The organism is Streptomyces sp. NPDC001604, from assembly GCF_042893475.1.
Taxonomy (GTDB): Bacteria; Actinomycetota; Actinomycetes; order Streptomycetales; family Streptomycetaceae; genus Streptomyces.
Genome location: NZ_JBIAUY010000020.1, coordinates 99,594 through 117,341 on the forward strand (window position 1 = coordinate 99,594; position 17,748 = coordinate 117,341).

13 protein-coding genes are annotated in these 17,748 nt (G+C 70.6%); 8 read left to right on the forward strand and 5 right to left on the reverse strand.

The annotated features are described in order from the left end of the window. The first annotated feature begins 4 nt into the window (after positions 1 to 4). Positions 5 to 574 carry an RNA polymerase sigma factor gene (locus tag ACFY1E_RS38835; RefSeq protein WP_389084925.1) on the forward strand — a complete coding sequence of 190 codons (570 nt, stop codon included), beginning with the start codon at positions 5 to 7 and terminating at the stop codon, positions 572 to 574. Positions 575 to 693: 119 nt separating this feature from the next. Here the strand turns inward: ACFY1E_RS38835 and ACFY1E_RS38840 are convergent, their stop codons facing one another. Further along, a complete protein-coding gene (locus ACFY1E_RS38840) occupies positions 694 to 3,066 on the reverse strand; it encodes a SpoIIE family protein phosphatase (RefSeq protein ID WP_389084927.1) in 2,373 nt (790 codons plus the stop codon). A 256-nt stretch (positions 3,067 to 3,322) separates the two neighbouring features. Here ACFY1E_RS38840 and ACFY1E_RS38845 point away from each other — a divergent pair, with 256 nt between their 5' ends. Both ACFY1E_RS38845 and ACFY1E_RS38850 read left to right on the forward strand, forming a co-directional pair. Then, complete coding sequence (locus ACFY1E_RS38845; protein ID WP_389084930.1) at positions 3,323 to 6,418, forward strand: glycoside hydrolase family 2 TIM barrel-domain containing protein; 3,096 nt, start codon at positions 3,323 to 3,325, stop codon at positions 6,416 to 6,418. A 155-nt stretch (positions 6,419 to 6,573) separates the two neighbouring features. Then, complete coding sequence (locus ACFY1E_RS38850; RefSeq protein ID WP_389084933.1) at positions 6,574 to 8,817, forward strand: glycoside hydrolase family 9 protein; 2,244 nt, start codon at positions 6,574 to 6,576, stop codon at positions 8,815 to 8,817. A gap of 6 nt (positions 8,818 to 8,823) precedes the next feature. Here ACFY1E_RS38850 and ACFY1E_RS38855 read toward each other — a convergent pair whose 3' ends face one another. Then, entirely contained in the window at positions 8,824 to 10,323 is a 1,500-nt protein-coding gene (locus ACFY1E_RS38855; RefSeq protein WP_389084935.1) for a cytochrome bc complex cytochrome b subunit, read from the reverse strand. After that, positions 10,320 to 11,240 carry an RNA polymerase sigma factor SigJ gene (gene sigJ / locus ACFY1E_RS38860; protein WP_389084938.1) on the reverse strand — a complete coding sequence of 307 codons (921 nt, stop codon included), beginning with the start codon at positions 11,238 to 11,240 and terminating at the stop codon, positions 10,320 to 10,322. The genes ACFY1E_RS38855 and sigJ overlap by 4 nt, the downstream gene beginning before the upstream one ends. A 191-nt stretch (positions 11,241 to 11,431) precedes the next feature. Between sigJ and ACFY1E_RS38865 the strand changes: the two genes are divergently transcribed. Both ACFY1E_RS38865 and ACFY1E_RS38870 read left to right on the forward strand, forming a co-directional pair. After that, positions 11,432 to 13,045, forward strand: coding sequence for a DHA2 family efflux MFS transporter permease subunit (locus ACFY1E_RS38865; protein ID WP_389084940.1), 1,614 nt, complete (start codon positions 11,432 to 11,434; stop codon positions 13,043 to 13,045). Beyond that, on the forward strand, positions 13,042 to 13,653 hold the full coding sequence (locus tag ACFY1E_RS38870) for a hemerythrin domain-containing protein (RefSeq protein ID WP_389084942.1): 612 nt from the start codon (positions 13,042 to 13,044) through the stop codon (positions 13,651 to 13,653). The genes ACFY1E_RS38865 and ACFY1E_RS38870 overlap by 4 nt, the downstream gene beginning before the upstream one ends. A gap of 28 nt (positions 13,654 to 13,681) precedes the next feature. Here ACFY1E_RS38870 and ACFY1E_RS38875 read toward each other — a convergent pair whose 3' ends face one another. Together ACFY1E_RS38875 and ACFY1E_RS38880 are read right to left on the reverse strand one after the other, a co-directional pair. Beyond that, positions 13,682 to 14,401 carry a 2OG-Fe(II) oxygenase gene (locus ACFY1E_RS38875; protein ID WP_389084945.1) on the reverse strand — a complete coding sequence of 240 codons (720 nt, stop codon included), beginning with the start codon at positions 14,399 to 14,401 and terminating at the stop codon, positions 13,682 to 13,684. 14 nt (positions 14,402 to 14,415) lie between these two features. Further along, positions 14,416 to 14,907: a methylated-DNA--[protein]-cysteine S-methyltransferase gene (locus ACFY1E_RS38880; RefSeq protein WP_389084947.1), complete on the reverse strand. Its 492-nt coding sequence runs from the start codon at positions 14,905 to 14,907 to the stop codon at positions 14,416 to 14,418. A 146-nt stretch (positions 14,908 to 15,053) separates the two neighbouring features. Here ACFY1E_RS38880 and ACFY1E_RS38885 point away from each other — a divergent pair, with 146 nt between their 5' ends. The 3 genes from ACFY1E_RS38885 to ACFY1E_RS38895 all read left to right on the forward strand — a co-directional run bounded on the left by ACFY1E_RS38885 (position 15,054) and on the right by ACFY1E_RS38895 (position 17,738). Further along, complete coding sequence (locus ACFY1E_RS38885) at positions 15,054 to 15,299, forward strand: hypothetical protein (protein ID WP_030937710.1); 246 nt, start codon at positions 15,054 to 15,056, stop codon at positions 15,297 to 15,299. A 3-nt stretch (positions 15,300 to 15,302) separates the two neighbouring features. Beyond that, complete coding sequence (locus ACFY1E_RS38890) at positions 15,303 to 15,680, forward strand: toxin Doc (protein ID WP_365838911.1); 378 nt, start codon at positions 15,303 to 15,305, stop codon at positions 15,678 to 15,680. 447 nt (positions 15,681 to 16,127) lie between these two features. Further along, a complete protein-coding gene (locus ACFY1E_RS38895; protein ID WP_389084951.1) occupies positions 16,128 to 17,738 on the forward strand; it encodes an RICIN domain-containing protein in 1,611 nt (536 codons plus the stop codon). Positions 17,739 to 17,748: the final 10 nt, after the last annotated feature.

A 17,748-nucleotide genomic window follows, 5' to 3' on the forward strand; every position in this document is an offset into this window, starting at 1 on the left:
GGACGTGGATCGTTCCCGAGGAGAGCCCCAGGTGGCGCCCACCGAGGACCTGGCCCGCAGCGCAGCGGCGGGCGACCCGGCGGCGCTGGAGGGACTGCTCCGGGCGATCGGGCCCGAGGTCGTCCGGCGCTGCGGCCGGTTCCTGCCCTGCCGTGAGGACGCGGAGGAGGCCGCGCAGGACGTCCTGCTGCAGGTCGCCCGGAAGATCTCCACCTTCCAGGGCCGCAGCCGCTTCAGTACCTGGCTCTACACGGTCGTCGCCAACTGCTGCCGTCAGAAGTACCGCGAACTCAAGCGGCGCTCGGCCGAACAACCGGCCCCGATCGACGCGGGTCGGCTCACCGACCCCCGCACGACGAGTGTCATCGCCGGCTCCCGCCTCGACCTGCTGGAAGCCCTGGACCGCCTGGAGCGCGAACACCCCCAACTCGTCGACCCCCTGGTCTACCGCGACATCTGCCAGCTCGACTACGCCGAGGCCGCCGACCGCGCCGGCATCCCCCTCGGCACCTTCAAGTCCCGCCTCCACGAGGCCCGCAAACAGATAAGACCCTGGCTGCTGGAAGCACCCTGATCGATAGCGCCCCAAAGGGGCGCGGGGCTGTGTCGACATGCGGCTCCGCCGCGGGGCGCGACCAGCCACGACGCAGCCGCAGAGACAAGACGACCCGAACCTGCACAACCCGCGGATCGTCACTCGTCGAGCAGCCCGATCTCCGCCCAGATGGTCTTCCCGTCGGCTGTGTGCCGGCTCCCCCACCGCTGCGTGAGCTGAGCCACCAGCAGCAGCCCCCGCCCGCCCTCGTCCCACGTCTTCGCACGCCGCAGATGCGGAGCCGTGTGGCTGGTGTCCGACACCTCGCAGATCAGCGTGGCCTCGTCGTGGATCAGCCGCAGCCGGATGGGGTGCGCGCCGTACCGGATCGCGTTCGTGACGAGCTCGCTCACCACCAGCTCGGCGGTGAACGCCGCCTCCTGCAGCGCCCAGGTGTCCAGCTGCTCGACGACCTGCTTGCGGATCGGCGCCACCAGTGCCGGGTCGGCGGGGATGTGCCAGGTCGCCACCTGCGAGGACGGCAGCCCGCGGGTGCGGGCCAGCAGCAGGGCCACGTCGTCCAGGGCGCCGCCCGAGGGCAGCAGGGTGTGCAGCACCCGGTCGCAGGTCTCGTCCAGCGAGTCGGAGTACGTCTCCAGCGCGTCGCACAGCATCCGGTGGCTGGCGTCGACGTCCCGCTCACGGGTCTCGATCAGGCCGTCCGTGTAGAACGACAGCACGCTGCCCTCGCGTAGCTCCAGGTCGGCCGATTCGAACGGCAGCCCGCCCAGGCCGAGTGGCGGCCCGGCGGGCAGGTCCACGTGCTGCGGTACGCCGCCCGGCGGTACCACGACCGGCGGCGGATGGCCCGCCCGGGCCAGTGTGCAGCGGCGCGACACCGGGTCGTAGACCGCGTACAGACAGGTGGCGCCGACCTCGCCGGGGCTGCCGTCGTTGCCGGCCTCCGCGGACAGCCGGACGACCAGATCGTCCAGGTGGGTCAGCAGCTCGTCGGGGGCGAGGTCTATGTCGGCGAGGGTGCGTACGGCGGTGCGCAGCCGGCCCATGGTGGCCGAGGCCTGGATGCCGTGCCCGACGACGTCCCCGACGACCATGGCGACCCGCATCCCCGACAGCGGGATCACGTCGAACCAGTCACCGCCCACACCCGCCCGGGCCGCGGGCAGATAGCGCGAGGCCGCATCGACCGCGGCCGTGCGTGGCAGTGAGCGGGGCAGCAGGCTGCGCTGCAGGGCGAGGGCGGTCTCCCGTTCGCGGGAGAAGCGGCGGGCGTTGTCGATGCAGACGGCGGCCCGTGTGGTGATCTCCTCGGCCAGCAGGACGTCGTCAGCGGAGAAGGGGTCCGGCCGCCGGAACCGGGTGAGGACCGCGACACCGAGGGTCTGACCGCGGGCCTGGATCGGCACGGACATCGTGGAGTGGATGCCGTACTCCTTGACCCGGTCGGCGCGTGTCTTGTGCCAGCTGAGCCACTGGTCGAGGGCGCCCGAGGAGACGGAGGCGACGATCGTACGGCCCGCGATGAGCGAGTCGGCCTGGGGCGAACCCGCCGGGTAGTGCTCCAGCTGCCCGGGCTGGAGGACGGCCTCGGGCGTGCCGGGATTGACCGAGTGGTGTGCGGCGCGGCGCAGTCCGACGGGTGCGGTCAGCCTGAGCGGTGGCTCGCCGCCGTGTTCCTGGAGGTCCAGCAGGTCGACGCTGACCAGGTCGGCCAGGGCGGGCACGAGGACGTCCGCGAGCTCCTGCGTCGTACGGGTGACGTCGAGCGTGGATCCGATGCGCACGCTCGCCTCGTTGACCAGCTGAAGCCGCTCCCGGGCGAGGTAGTTGTCGGTGAAGTCGTGTGCGGCCAGGCACACGCCCCGCACCCGTCCCTCGGCGTCCGTGATCGGCGCCATCCGGGCCAGCCAGGCGTGTGCGCGTTCCTCGCCGCCGGTGCGCATGTACGTCTGGACGTCCAGCGGGCGCCCGGTGGTGAGCACGTGCACCATGTGCGCCTCGAGCTCCTCGCTCTGCGGCTTGCCGCCGATCTCGGCCAGGCGCAGCCCCCGCATGCGCTCCTCCGGCAGGCCGATCACGTCGACCATGGCGTCGTTGACCCTTCTCAGCCGCAGCCGCTCGTCGTACACGGCGACCGCGCAGGGCGACTGGGTGAGCGCGGCCCGGGCCAGCGGGTCGTCGGGGGAGTGCGGGGCGTCGCCGTCCAGCGGGCTGAAGAGGAGCCATCGGCCGGGCGTGTCGTCGCGCGAGGGGCGATGGTGGGCGAGCAGCCAGACGGACACCTCGTGACCGTCGCGGTGGCGCAGTGCGACGGTGCCGTGCCAGCGGGCCCCGGCAGGCGCGCTGACATCCCTGTCGATCAGCAGGTTCCGGCCGGGACGTCCCACGACTTCGGTGACCGGCCAGCCCAGCAGCCGCTCCGCACCCGCGTTCCACTCGACGAGCGTGCCGGATTCATCGATGACAGCCCGCGCCGTCGCGGCATCGTCGAACGGATACTCCGGGCTCATCGTCGCCACTCCATCGCGAACACTCACAGTGAACCGCCGGGTCACTTGAGTTCCAGCCTAGTCCGTCGGCGAACCGCGCGGACGGGAACCCCCATGGGCGCGCGGCGGCCCGGTCAAGGGGCGATTCCGGCCGTTGTGCCGCATGGGGCAGAAGAGCGTTCCCGCACCCTTGACGGCCGCGTGTGGCGCCACGTCAGAATCTGTTTGTTCGCGATCAGTTGTGAGTACTTCTGGGCCCTGATGAGGGGGAGCCGCCATGACAGTGACTCGGAGATCGGTTCTGCTCGCCTCCGCCGCCGCGCCGGCCGCCGGAGCGCTTCTCGCCACCCCGGTGGCCCGGGCCGCAGAGGCCGCCGCGGGCGGATCGGGCCGCCGCACGGTCGCCCTGCGCGACGGCTGGCGTTTCGCGCTGGTCAACCCGGACGGGATCACCGATCCGACCGGCGCCTACGCGCGGGCCGCCGACCCCGGTTACGACGACTCGGGCTGGCGCGAGGTGGCGGTGCCGCACGACTGGAGCATCGAGCAGACCCCGACCACCGAGCACGGCACCACCAGCGGCACCGGCTTCTTCCCCGGCGGCCTCGGCTGGTACCGCCTCGCCTTCACCCTGCCGCCCGCCTTCGACGGCAAGCGGATCTCGGTGGAGTTCGACGGCGTCTACATGGACTCCTACGTCTACTGCAACGGCACCCAGGCCGGCCGGCACCCCTATGGCTACACCGGCTTCGCCTTCGACCTGACCGGCCTGCTGCACACCGACGGCACCACCGAGAACGTGATCGCCGTCAAGGTCCAGAACCAGCTCCCCAGCAGCCGCTGGTACTCGGGCAGCGGCATCTACCGCGAGGCCCGCCTGGTCGTCACCGAGCCGGTCCACGTCGAGCGCTGGGGCACCTACGTGACCACGCCGGACATCACCGCGGAGCGAGCCGTCGTACGCGTACGGACCACGGTGGTGAACGAGTCCGGCGCCGCGAGCCAGGTCGAGATCCGCTCGACGGTCAAGGACCCCGACGGCCGCACGGCCGCCCGCGCCGCCACCACGGTCACGGTCACCGACAAGACGGCCGAGACCCACGAACTCACCGTCCCCCAGCCCCAGTTGTGGGACTTCGAGGCCCCGCACCGCTACACCCTGGAGACCGAACTGCGCGTCGGCGGCCGGACCGTCGACACCTACCGCACCCCCTTCGGCGTCCGCACCTACCGCTTCGACCCCGACGAGGGCTTCTCCCTCAACGGCACCCACACCAAGATCAAGGGCGTCGACCTGCACCACGACCAGGGTGCCCTCGGAGCCGCGATCAGCATCGACGCCGTGCGCCGGCAGATGACCATCATGAAGTCGATGGGCGTCAACGCCTTCCGTACCTCGCACAACCCGCCCTCGCCGCAGATGATCCAGGTCTGCGAGGAGCTGGGCATCGTGATGATGGTGGAGGCCTTCGACTGCTGGCGGACCGGCAAGACGAAGTACGACTACGGCCGCTTCTTCGACGAGTGGTGCGAGAAGGACGCCACCGAGATGGTCCTCGCCGCCCGCAACTCGCCCGCCGTGGTGCTGTGGTCCATCGGCAACGAGATACCCGACTCCACCTCCACCGCCGGACTCGCCATGGCGGACCGGATCATCGGAGCCATCAAGGCGGCGGACGACACCCGGCCGGTCGTCATCGGCTCGAACAAGTACCACGGTGTCCCCGCCACCGGCTCCGCGGCCGACCTCATGCTCGCCAAGCTGGACGGCCTCGGCCTCAACTACAACACCGCCAAGTCGGTCGACGCCCTGCACGCCAAGTACCCCAAGCTGTTCCTCTTCGAGTCGGAGTCCTCCTCGGAGACCTCGACCCGCGGCTCCTACCAGGAGCCCGAGCACCTCAACACCGGCGAGAACCACACACCCGGCAGACGCGAGGTCTCCTCCTACGACAACAACCTCGCCTCCTGGACCATGAGCGGCGAGTACGGCCACAAGAAGGACCGGGACCGCAAGTGGTTCGCCGGGCAGTTCCTGTGGTCCGGCATCGACTACATCGGCGAGCCGACGCCGTACGACGTCTTCCCGGTCAAGGCGTCCTTCTTCGGCGCGGTCGACACGGCCGGCTTCCCCAAGGACATGTACTACCTGTTCCAGAGCCAGTGGACCAGCGGGCCCATGGTCCATCTGCTGCCCATGAGCTGGAACCACGAACAGGGCGACACGGTCGAGGTGTGGGCCTACTCCAACGTCGACACCGTGGAGCTGTACCTCAACGGAGAGTCCCTCGGCACACGCACCTTCGACACGAAGAGGACCACGGACGGCCGTACCTATCTGGAGACCACGGAGGCCGCCGGGGACGACAAGACCTTCACCACCGGCCCCTACCCCGGTAGTTACACCAGCCCGAACGGCAGCGCCGGCAAACTGCACCTGACCTGGAAAGTGCCGTTCCAGCCGGGCGAGTTGAAGGCGGTGGCACGCAGGGACGGCAAGGTGGTCGCCACCGACGTGCTGCGCACGGCAGGGGAACCGCATGCCGTACGGCTGACCGTGGACCGCAAGTCCCTTGCCGCGGAAGGGCGTTCGCTGGCCTTCGTGACGGCGGACGTCGTGGACTCGCGCGGGGTGGTGGTGCCCGACGCCGAGCATCTGATCACCTTCGATGTGACGGGCGGATCCCTCGCCGGGCTCGACAACGGCCGGGAGGAGAGCGCCGAGCGCTATCAGGCCACCACCCGTACCGCCTTCCACGGCAAGGCCCTCGCGATCGTCCGCGCCGGCACCAAGGCCGGCACGCTGAAGGTGACCGCACGCGCGGAGGGACTGCGGACAGGGACGGCGACCGCGCGCACCACGCCCGCCCGGTCGGCCGCGACCACGTCGGCGGCGGCCTTCGGCCCTGAGCACCCGGTGCCGCCGAACTACCCGTACGCGGACGCCAGTTACTCAGGCCGACCGGACACCCTCCCTGCCGCGATGCTCGACGGCGACGCGGCCACCGGCTGGTCCAACGCCTTCAGCAAGTCGGCGACGGCTCTGCTGCCCGCCTTCAACGGAGCGCGGGAAAAGGACTGGGTCTCGGTGGACTACGGGCGGACCCGGACCTTCGACCGGGTGGAGGTCTCCTTCAGCGTTGACGCGACGCACAGCCTGCCCGCGAAGGTCGAGGCGGCCGTGTGGGACGGGCGCCGGTATGTGCCCGTCACCGGGGCGGCGGTCGACTGGGCCACCGCCTCGGACGCCCCCACCGTCGTCACCTTCGACGCGCAGCGCGGCTCCCGCCTGCGGCTCACGTTGACCAGCGCTCACCCGGGCGAAGTCCACGGGGCCGTGCGGATCAGCAAGTTGGAGGCACCTGGCGGCTGAGCCGCCGGAGCGGTCCGGGCGGGAAAACAGTCCTGTCCGGACCGTTGACGGAGTGTCATGGCGCAAACAAGCATGAGCGGCGTCCGCATCTGGGAGCGCTCCCACCCCGTTGGGTCGGCGAGCGTCACCCGTACCTCCGCCAGAGGAGCCCAGACGTGAAACGACGCAGAACCGTTCTGCTGACCCTGACGGCCCTGTTGGGGACGGCGCTGACCGGGGTGCCGGCCTCTCCGGCCGCCGCCGACCCGGTCGAGCAGCTCAAGAACGGCACCTTCGACACCACCATCGACCCCTGGTGGACCACCACCAACGTCACCGCAGGCGTGTCCGGCGGACAGCTCTGCGCGGATGTGCCGGGCGGCACCACCAACCGCTGGGACGCCGCCGTCGGGCAGAACGACGTCACCCTGAAGAAGGGAGAGTCGTACAAGTTCAGCTTCAAAGCGACCGGTTCACCCGAAGCACACGTGGTGCGGGCGGTCGTAGGGCTCCAAGTGGCGCCTTACGACACCTACTTCGAGGTCAGCCCGCAGCTGAGCGTCTCCGGCAACACCTACTCGTACACCTTCACCTCACCCGTCGACACCACCCAGGGCCAGGTCGCCTTCCAGGCCGGCGGCAGCACGGACGCCTGGCGCTTCTGCATGGACGACATATCGCTGCTCGGCGGTGTCCCGCCCGAGGTGTACCAGCCGGACACAGGGCCGAGGGTCCGCGTCAACCAGGTCGCCTATCTTCCCTCCGGCCCCAAGAACGCCACCCTGGTCACCGACGCCACCACGAAACTGCCCTGGCAGCTGAAGGACGCCGACGGCGTGACGGTCGACCACGGCTGGACCGTGCCGCGCGGGGTCGACGTCTCCTCCGGGCAGAACGTCCACTCGATCGACTTCGGCGACTACCGCAGGCAGGGCAAGGGCTTCACGCTGGTCGCCGACGGTGAGACCAGCCGCCCCTTCGACATCGGCACCGGCGCCTACGAGCAACTGCGCCTCGACTCGGTGAAGTACTACTACACGCAGCGCAGCGGCATCGCGATCCGCGACGATCTGCGTCCCGGCTACGGCCGAGCCGCCGGGCACCTCGACGTGGCGCCGAACCAGGGCGACGCCCACGTGCCCTGCCAGCCCGGCGTATGCGACTACACGCTCGACGTCACCGGCGGCTGGTACGACGCCGGCGACCACGGCAAGTACGTCGTCAACGGCGGCATCGCCACCTGGGAGCTGCTGAGCACCTACGAACGAGAAAAGCTGGCCCGCACGGGGGAGCCAGGGAAGCTGCGGGACGGCAGCCTCGCCATCCCGGAGAGCGCGAACAAGGTGCCCGACATCCTCGACGAGGCCCGCTGGGAGCTGGAGTTCCTGCTGAAGATGCAGGTGCCCGACGGGCAGCCGCTGGCCGGCATGGCCCATCACAAGATCCACGACGCGCAGTGGACGGGACTGCCCCTGCTGCCCAGTGACGACCCGCAGAAGCGCGAACTGCACCCGCCGTCCACCCAGGCGACCCTCAACCTGGCGGCGACGGCCGCCCAGGCGGCCCGCCTCTACCGCCCCTACGACCGCGCCTTCGCGGCGAAGGCACTCACGGCGGCGCGCAAGGCCTGGACGGCGGCGCTCGCCCACCCCGCCATGTACGCCTCCGCCAGTGACGGCACCGGAGGCGGCGCCTATGACGACACCAACGCGACGGACGAGTTCTACTGGGCGGCGGCGGAGCTGTATCTCACCACCGGTGAGAAGGAGTTCGCGGACTACCTGCGCAACTCGCCGGTGAACACCGCCGACATCTTCGGCCCGCTCGGCTTCGACTGGGGAAGGACCGCGGCGGCGGGCCGCCTCGACCTGGCGACCGTGCCCAGCAAACTGCCGGGCCGGGACAAGATCCGCCAGTCGGTCGTCAAGGGCGCGGAGCGCTACCTGGCCACCCTGAAGTCACAGCCGTACGGCATGCCGTACGCGCCTGACGACAACGTCTACGACTGGGGCTCCAGCCACCAGATCCTCAACAACGGGGTGGTCCTGGCGACGGCGTACGACATCACGGGAGCCTCGAAGTACCGGGACGGCGCGGTCCAGACCATGGACTACATCCTCGGCCGCAACGCGCTGAACATCTCGTACGTCACCGGCTACGGCGAGGTCAACTCCCACAACCAGCACAGCCGTTGGTACGCCCACGAGCTCGACCCGAAGCTTCCGAACCCGCCGCACGGAACGCTGGCGGGCGGGCCGAACTCGTCCATCCAGGACCCCTACGCACAGAGCAAACTCCAGGGCTGCGTGGGTCAGTTCTGCTACATCGACGACATCCAGTCCTGGTCGACCAACGAGACGGCCATCAACTGGAACGCGGCCCTGGCCCGGATGGCGTCGTTCGTGGCGGACCAGGGCTGAGACCCGTCAGGGCTGCGGCTCGCGCTCCACGAGCTCGGGTCGCGGCTCGTGTTCCACGAGTTCGCCCTGCCGCCGGTGGGCGGTGAGGGTGTGCAGTTCGGCCTGATCGAGCGGCTGGTGCACCTCGACGTACTCGCCGTGCGGCAGCCGCTTGATCACACCGGTCTCCCGACCGTGCAACACCAGCTCCGCGTCGCGGAGTTGCAGACCCAGGCAGACGCGGCGGGTGACGACGAAGACGACCACCGGCAGGACGAACACCGCCACGCGGACCGTCCAGGTGACCGTGTTGATCGACAGATGGAGACGGGTGGCCACGATGTCGTTGCCGCCGCCCGCCAGCAGGATCAGATAGAGGCTGATCCAGGCCGCGCCGATCGCCGTGCGGACCGGGCGGTTGCGCGGGCGGTCCAGCAGGTGGTGCTCGCGTTCGTCACCGGTCACCCGCGCCTCCAGGAACGGGTAGATCCCGATGAAGACGAGCAGCAGCGGGAAGACCACGACCGGTATCAGCACGCCGAGGACCAGCGTGTGACCCCACAGGGTGATCTCCCAGCCCGGCATCACCCGGACCAGGCCCTCCGCGAATCCCAGGTACCAGTCGGGCTGGGCGCCCGTGGAGACCTGGTCGGGGCGGAAGGGGCCGTACACCCAGACCGGGTTGATCGTCGCCACCGCCGCCACCAGCGTCAGCGCGCCGAAGACCAGGAAGAAGAAACCGCCCGCCTTCGCCAGGTACACCGGCATGAACGGCGTTCCGACGACGTTGCGTTCGGTGCGTCCCGGCCCCGCGAACTGTGTGTGCTTGTGGTACACGACCAGGATGAGGTGCGCCACGACGAGCGCCGCCATGATGCCGGGGATGAGCAGGATGTGCAGCGAGTAGAAGCGGGCCACGATGTCGTGGCCGGGGAACTCGCCGCCGAACAGGAACATCGACAGATACGTGCCGACGACCGGCACCGACAGCAGCGCGCCGTTGACGAAGCGCAGGCCCGTGCCCGACAGCAGGTCGTCCGGCAGCGAGTAGCCGAACAGGCCCTCGAACAGGCCGAGGAACAGCAGCAGCCAGCCGAACAGCCAGTTGACCTCACGGGGCTTGCGGAACGAACCCGTGAAGAAGTGCCGCATCATGTGCGTCAGCATTCCGGCGACGAAGACCAGCGCCGCCCAGTGGTGCAGCTGCCGGATCAGCAGCCCGCCGCGCACGTCGAAGCTGATGTGCAGCGTGGAGGCGTACGCCTCGGACATCCGCACGCCGTTGAGCGGGACATAACTGCCGTGGTACGTCACCTCGTTCATCGACGGATGGAAGAACAGGGTGAGGTACACGCCGGTCAGGACCAGCACGACGAAGCTGTACAGGCAGATCTCGCCGAGCAGGAACGACCAGTGGTCCGGGAACACCTTGCGCAGATACTTCCTGCCCAGCGAGTGGATGCCGAGGCGTCCGTCGAGCCAGTCGGCGACCCGCTCGCCCCGGCCCGCTGTCTGCGTGGCGGTCACTCGTCCTCCTCGTCGTCCTTGTGCACGTGCGTGAGCTTGTCGGGGTTGGTGACGATGTAGACGCCGTCCACTCGGTCGCCCTCGGGCGTGAGGTCCATGACCATCACGGCGTACGGCGAGTCGCCCTCGAACAGCACCGCGGCGTCGTCGCCGTTGACCCGGCGGTAGCGCAGGTCGAGCTGCTGGGGGCCGCGCCGCGCCGCGTACGTGGTGATGAGGCGGACCGCCTTGTCCCGGCCGTGCACCGGGCGCAGCCCCGCCTGCCTGCGGTTGCCGCCGCCGTCCGTCCACACCGTGACGTCCGGCGCCAGGATCTCCATCAGCTCGCCGATGTCCCCGCCGAGCGCGGCCCGCACGAACCGCTCGGTCGCCTCCTGCCGGACGCGCGGATGCGCCCGGTAGCGCGGCCGGCGGGCGAGCACATGGTTGCGCGCGCGATGCGCCAGCTGCCGTACGGCCGCCGGGCTGCGGTCGATGACGTCCGCGATCTCGGCGTGGGGGTAGCCGAACACCTCGCCCAGGACGAACACCGCGCGTTCCAGTGGGGTCAGCGCCTCCAGGACGACCAGCATCGCCAGGGACACGGACTCGCCCCTCAGCACCGGGTCGTCGGCGCCCGCGTCGGCGGCGACCAGGGGCTCGGGCAGCCACGGGCCGACATACGTCTCGCGGCGGCGGGCGATCACGGCCTGCCGCCGCAAGGCCTGGTTGACGGCGATCCGGACCAGATAGGCGCGCGGGTTGGTGATCCCGCCGACGCCCCGGCCCGACCAGGCCAGCCAGGTCTCCTGCAGCACGTCCTCGGTGTCGGCGACGCTGCCCAGCATGTTGTAGACGAGGCTGAACAACAGCTCCCGATGGTTCATGAAGACATCGGTCGCCCCGTCGGCGACCGGACTTCCGGTGCTGTGCGTCATGTGTGGGCCTCCCGGGTGCCGCGCTCACTACTTCGAGGGCCGGGAGGGGTCCGAATGTGACATGGATCGGGCGGAATGTGACCTACGTCTCACCGAAATCGCAGCGTGTCACACCCGTCCGCCGTCCCGCCCTCTTGAACGCGAGTCCGACACGAGACCGGCTCGAGTCCGACCGCAAGGAGACCGACATCGTGTTCAAGAAATGGCACGGCAACCCGTGGGCGATCCTGATCACCCTCTCCCTCGGGTTCTTCATGACACTGCTCGACCTGACGATCGTGAACATCGCGATCCCACAACTGGGCGAGGATCTGAACGCGTCCCTGGACGAGATCCTGTGGGTCGTCAACGCCTACACCCTGGCGCTGGCCGTCCTGCTGATCACCGGCGGACGCCTCGGCGACCTGCGCGGCAAACGCAACCTGTTCGCCGCCGGGATCGCCCTGTTCACCCTGGCGAGCCTCGCCTGCGGCCTCGCCCGGGACCCCGCCCAGCTCATCGCGTTCCGGACCGTGCAGGGGCTGGGCGCGGCGCTGCTGATGCCGCAGACCCTGTCGATCATCGCCGAAGTGTTCCCCGCCGACCGGCGCGGAGCGGCGATGGGCGTCTGGGGCGCGGTGGCGGGTGTGTCCGGCGCGCTCGGGCCGATCCTCGGCGGGACGCTGATCACCCGTCTGAGCTGGCGGTGGATCTTCTTCGTCAACCTGCCGTTCGGCGTGATCGTCCTGGTGATGACCGCGGCGATCATCCCGGGCTCCCGGCGCACGGTGAAGCACAGCTTCGACACGTTCGGTGTACTGCTCGCCTCGACCGCCCTGTTCTGCCTGGCCTTCGGACTCACCGAGGGACAGCGCTACGACTGGAACCGCTGGATCTGGAGCCTGTTCACCCTGGCCGCCGTCCTCTTCGCCGGATTCCTGCTGCACGAGCGCGGCCGGCAGAGCAAGGACCCCCTGGTCCCGTTCGCGCTCTTCCGCGACCGCAACTTCACCCTCGTCAACCTGGTCGGCGTCACGGTGGCGTTCGGCGTCGTCGGAATGTTCCTGCCGCTGACGATCTACCTGCAGTCCGTGCTCGGCTTCAGCGCCCTCAAGTCCGGTCTGGTGCTGCTGCCCGTCGCCCTCGGCTCGTTCGTGACGGCGGGGCCCGCCGGAGCGCTCGCGGACCGGCTCGGCGGCAAGTTCATCCTGATGAGCGGGCTGCTCGCCTGGGCCGGCGGACTGGCCTGGGTGGTGACCGTCGCGGACGTCGGCTCGGGCTGGCCGAGCATCGCCGTGCCGCTGTTCCTCGTCGGCCTCGGCGTCGGCTGCACCTTCGCCCCCTTCGCCACCGAGGTCATGCGGGGCGTACCGGCCCGGCTGGCCGGGGCGGCCTCCGGCGTCACCAACGCGCTCAGGCAGGTCGGCTCGGTCCTCGCGGGCGCCGTGGTCGGCGCGGTGCTGCAGAACCAGCTCGCCTCCGCGCTCTCGGACCGGGCGCGGGAGAGCGCCGGACGGCTGCCCGCCGCATACCGGGACACCTTCGTCGCGGCCTTCTCCAAGGCCGAGTCCGACGTCGGCGCCCGGCAGCAGGGCGGCGCGCCGCACGGGGTGCCGCAGGACGTCGCCGAGCGCATGCGCGCCCTGGGCGGACAGGTCTTCGGCCACGGCTTCGTGGACGCGATGGGCCCCGCCGTGTACGTGTCCGCCGCCGTGCTGCTGGCCGGAGCGCTCGTCTGTCTCGCCGTACGGCGCCACCGCGGCCCGTCTGCCAACCCCCATGCCCTGCCGATCAACGAGACCGAACTGGAGGAAGCCGCCCGATGAGCATCGACTTCACCGCCATGTACGCCTCCCACGACGCCTTCCGACGCGACCTGGAACGCCTCGCGCAGGCCGTCGCCGAGGGCCGTGCGCACACCCCGGGCGTGCGCGCCGGCTGGGAGAACTTCACGCACCAGCTGCACATCCACCACACCGCCGAGGACAGCGACCTGTGGCCGCGCGTGCGGGAGCGCGTAGCGGGGCGCCCGAGGGAACTGGCCCTGCTGGACGACATGGAGGCGGAACACTCCCGCATCGACCCCCTGCTGGATGCCGTCGACACCGCCCTGGACGACCAGGAGCCTGAACTGCCCGATCTCGTACGGGCGTTGACGGCCACCCTCGACGACCATCTCAAACACGAGGAGGACAGCGCCCTGCCGCTGATGCAGGACGTCCTGACGGCCGCGGACTGGGCCGCCTTCACCGGCCGCATCCGCGAGACCCAGGGCCTGCGCGGCGCCTCGGTGTTCGTGCCGTGGATCGTCGACGGTACCCCGCCGGCGGACCGCGCCCGCTTCCTCGGCGCCCTGCCGCCACCGGTACGAGTTCTCAACCGGCTGTTCTGGGAGGGGAGTTACCGCCGCAGGGGGCTGTGGGCAGGGGCCTGAGCCGCTCATCGGTACAGCGGCGGAGTACTCACGCCTCGTGGAAGACGATACCCAGCGCATGCCGCCGGCCGGAGCGGACGGTGCTCACGCCGTGCCGCATCGCTCCGGCCGACCAGCCGCGCTTGGTGCGCACCGGCCGGTCCCGGGTGGTGAAGACCAGCCCGTGGCCCTGCCGGAGCGCGGTCGCGGTGCCCCGGGACTGGGCCCGTGGCCGCTGCTCGACCATCAGGAACTCACCGCCGGTGTAGTCGCTGCCGTACTCGTCGAGGCCGACGACCACCTGCAGCGGGAAGAGCATGTCGCCGAACACGTCACGGTGCAGGGCGTTCCAGTCGCCCTCGGTGTAGCGCAGCAGGATCTGCGCCGAGCGGTTCTGTCCGGCCGTGTGACAGGCCTCCAGCCACTCTTCGAGGGAGTCCGGCCACGGTGCCGGGCGGCCGAGGCGGGCCGCCCAGTCCCGCGCGATCGGCAGCAGCCGCGGGTAGAGGGCGGCCCGCAGGGCGGTCACCGGGGTCGGCAGGTCGTGGGTGAAGTACCGGTACTCGCCGGAACCGAAACGGTGCCGTGCCATGTCGACCGTGGTCCTGAACAGCTCCGGCTTCTCGTACAGCGCGGCCAGGTCGCGGCACTCGGCGGGCGTCAGCAGCGGCCCCGTCGGCGCGCTGCCGTGGACGTCCAACTCGGCGGCGACAGCCGCCCATTCGGTCCCGGCGACCCGCCTGTGGGCCTGAGCCTCGGTGAGCGTCATGCCATTCCCTCCCGTCACCCCAGCATCGGCTGCAGCGCGCCCTCGTGGGTGAGCAGCCGCACCTTGCGCTCGACGCCGCCCGCGTACCCGCGCATCGAACCGTCGGCGCCGATCACGCGGTGGCAGGGGCGGACGATCAGCAGCGGATTCGCGCCGATCGCCGCACCCACGGCACGGATCTCGCTCCGCGGCACTTCGAGCCGGGCGGCGAGTCCCCCGTACGTGATCGTGGTGCCGTACGGGATCGCGTCGAGCGCCCGCCACACCCGTTGCTGGAACTCGGTCCCCTCGGGGGCGAGGCTCAGCTCGAATCGGGGGAGCCGGCCCGCGAAGTAGGCGGAGAGCTGGCGGGCGGCCTCCCCGAACGCCTCGTCGTCGCGCCGCCAGTCGGCACCGACGACGGGCGCGTTGCGCTGCCCCGGCAGGGACAGCGAGGTGAGGGCCGTGCCCTCGCCCACCAGCAGCAGCTCACCCACCGGACTGTCGATCTTCGTGTACGTCGTCATGGCTCCAGTCTGCTGCGCCGCGCCGTCCGGAACCGGCGGGAAACGGACATGGTCCTCAAGCGGTTCCGACGGCTGGAGGTACCGTCGAAAAGCTGCTGTGACCAGCGGCTATTTACGAGTGAGTACCCCGGCGGTACCGTGAAGGCATGCCAGCCCTGAATGTCGAGTTCAGCGACCGCGAACTAGAGGACCTGCGGCAGATCGCCAAGGAGCGCGGTACGTCGATGAAGGCCCTTGTGCGCGAGGCGGCCGCGGCGGACATAGCCCGGCACCGCGCGCTGCAGGAGGGCGCGGAGGCGTTCCGCCGCTTCTTCGCCTCCCACGCCGACGAGTTCGCCGCCGCCTTCCCCGACGACGAACCCGCCCACGCCGGTGAGGGGCGGGTCGCCTGACCGATGGCACCCGTCATCCATATCGACGTGCCCTGGCTGCTGCAGCGCCACGAAGAGGTCCTGCCGGACCAGCCCACCATCAACGACTTCTCCGCGCTGGTCGCCGCCGTCGCCCGCCACCGCGTGGACCCGCCCCGCCTCGGCGTGGACTCCGACCCCGCCTGGCGGGCCGCCGCCCTGCTGCACACCCTCGCCCTGCTCAAGCCCCTGCCCTCGGCCAACGCCCGCTTCGCCTGCGCGACAGCGGTGGCGTACATGTTCGTCAGCGATGTCGGCATCGACCCGCCCTACGGCGCCCTCGTCGACCTGGCCCGCGATCTGATCTCAGGCAAGGCCGACGTCTACGGCGCGGCCGACCGGCTGCGCTCCTGGCAGATCTGAGGGCCGCCGACCGCAGTAGGGACGACCCGCCCCCGGGGCCGCCGACCGAGGGCGGGAGGAACAAGGCCGGCGGCCCGTGCGGCGCAGGAGAGCCGCCGTCCTGCGCAGGGCCTCCGAGAAAGGGCCGCTACCCAGTGCACTACGGGGTGGTGCACGCCGGGAGCGTGCGCGGTGCTCCGGCGCGTGCGCCTGTTTCACACGGGGCGCATGGAATGACGAAAGCTCATGCGGACGAGGCGAGTTGTCGCCGTTTCTGACCAACCTTCAAAGAGGCAGATGTTGCCCAAGTGCCTTGTTGGTCATGAGTGTGTTGTGCAAGGGTGAACTACCCGTGCGGGGGGTGTAATGGCCGGGTGTCGATCGGCCAATCGGAAAACCGGGCCGGACGGACCTACCCGAATTCACGCCCTCCTGTGAGTCCCATGCATGTGGGAAGGAATCCGCTCAGTGCCCACCCCCCACCCACCTCGTCCCCCTTACCCGCCGCCCGGCGGTGTTCCCGGAGAATCCGACGAGAACCTCGCCACCCGGCTCAGGGGCCGTCCCGACGGCGAGGTCGCCCAATCCGTCGCGCTGCTGATGGCGCGGCACTGGCAGCCCGCCCGCGACTACGCGGCCATCTGCCTGACCTCCCCGGCCGACCTCGCCTCCATGGTGACGGCGTCCGCCTTCCACCAGGTCCTGGACCGGCTGGCGCTGGGCGAGGCCGCGCTCGCGCTGCGCCCCCGGATTCTGGTGGCCGTACGCGAGACGGTCCGTCTGTGGTCCGCCGAGGACCGGATATCCAGTGTTCTGCCGGAGCTGCAGAAACCCTCCGGCGGCCGCGGTATACGGACGGCGAAGTCCATGACGCCCGAAAACCGCAGGCTCGCCGAACGGTCTTTCCAGGCCCTTCCCGGACTCTCCCGGTGCTTGCTCTGGCACACCGAGGTCGAAGCGGAGCCCATAACCGTTCCCGCCGGTCTGCTCGGCATGGATACCGACACCGCGTCGGCGGCACTCGAACAGGCGCGTGAAAAATTCCGCGAAGGTTGTGTACATGCCCATCGGGAACTCGCGCCGAGCAAGGATTGCCGGTTCTACAACCGTCTCCTCGATGTTCCGATTCGCCGGGGCGGGGCTCTGCTGCCGGATGTCCAGCAGCATCTGGCGGAGTGCCCTTACTGCCGTTCCGCCGCTGAACAACTGAGCCATTTCGAGGGCGGGTTGGGGGTACTCCTCGCCGAGGCGGTGCTCGGCTGGGGCGCCCGCCGCTACCTGGACTCCCGTCCCGGGCGTGCGCCGCAGGAAACGCGCGCGAGCGGCTCCGCCCGGCACGGCGGCGGTCGTCCACGCATCCTGCCCCGTATCCCGCTGCCCGGACGGCGGCCGCCGGGCGTTCCGCGGAACTCGCGGGCACTGCTGACCGGGGTGGGCGTCGTCTCCGCCGGGCTGCTCGCCAGTCTGTTCGCGGCCGGCCTGTGGTCCCACGACGACGGCGTCGACCCGGCCGCCTCCACCAGTGCGGGCGGCGGCGCTGCGCCGGGTGTCGGCTCCCATTCGTCGCCCGGAGCGCCCCAACTCCCCACGGTTCCGGGGCAGTCGAGGCTCCGGAATGAAGGCGCCGACCTCTGCCTCGACATCACCGGCACGGTCAAGGCCGGTGCCGGGACCGACCTGGCGGCGTGCTCGGACGCCGACACCCAGCAGTGGTCGTTCGACGAGGACGGTCTGCTGCGCAGCGCGGCCGACCCCGACCTGTGCCTGGACTCGCACGTGGACGCCGGCGTGGCCGTTCTCGGCAAGTGCGCCGCCGAGAAGGACAAGCGGGGCGCGGACGTGCGCTACGACCTGACCGTGCAGGGGGAGTTGCTGCCCCGCTGGGACGAGCGGCTCGCCCTCGCCGCCGCCGCGGAGGAGCCGGGCGCGGACGTCGTCGCCAAGGCCCGCGACGGCTCGCCGGCGCAACGGTGGCTGGCGGATCCGTCGGCGACGGCGACGGCGACCCCGGGGTCGCCGTCGATCACGGGGAAGGGGACGCCTGCGGCTCGGCCGGCGTGGTTCACGGAGAGCGCCTGATGGCTCGGGG

Coding starts and splice junctions, on each gene's coding strand:
- ACFY1E_RS38840 (WP_389084927.1), bottom strand. CDS start 3,066: ATGAGCCCGGAGTATCCGTTCGACGATGCCGCGACGGCGCGGGCTGTC.
- ACFY1E_RS38885 (WP_030937710.1), top strand. CDS start 15,054: ATGCCAGCCCTGAATGTCGAGTTCAGCGACCGCGAACTAGAGGACCTG.
- ACFY1E_RS38875 (WP_389084945.1), bottom strand. CDS start 14,401: ATGACGCTCACCGAGGCTCAGGCCCACAGGCGGGTCGCCGGGACCGAA.
- ACFY1E_RS38890 (WP_365838911.1), top strand. CDS start 15,303: ATGGCACCCGTCATCCATATCGACGTGCCCTGGCTGCTGCAGCGCCAC.
- sigJ (WP_389084938.1), bottom strand. CDS start 11,240: ATGACGCACAGCACCGGAAGTCCGGTCGCCGACGGGGCGACCGATGTC.
- ACFY1E_RS38870 (WP_389084942.1), top strand. CDS start 13,042: ATGAGCATCGACTTCACCGCCATGTACGCCTCCCACGACGCCTTCCGA.
- ACFY1E_RS38880 (WP_389084947.1), bottom strand. CDS start 14,907: ATGACGACGTACACGAAGATCGACAGTCCGGTGGGTGAGCTGCTGCTG.
- ACFY1E_RS38845 (WP_389084930.1), top strand. CDS start 3,323: ATGACAGTGACTCGGAGATCGGTTCTGCTCGCCTCCGCCGCCGCGCCG.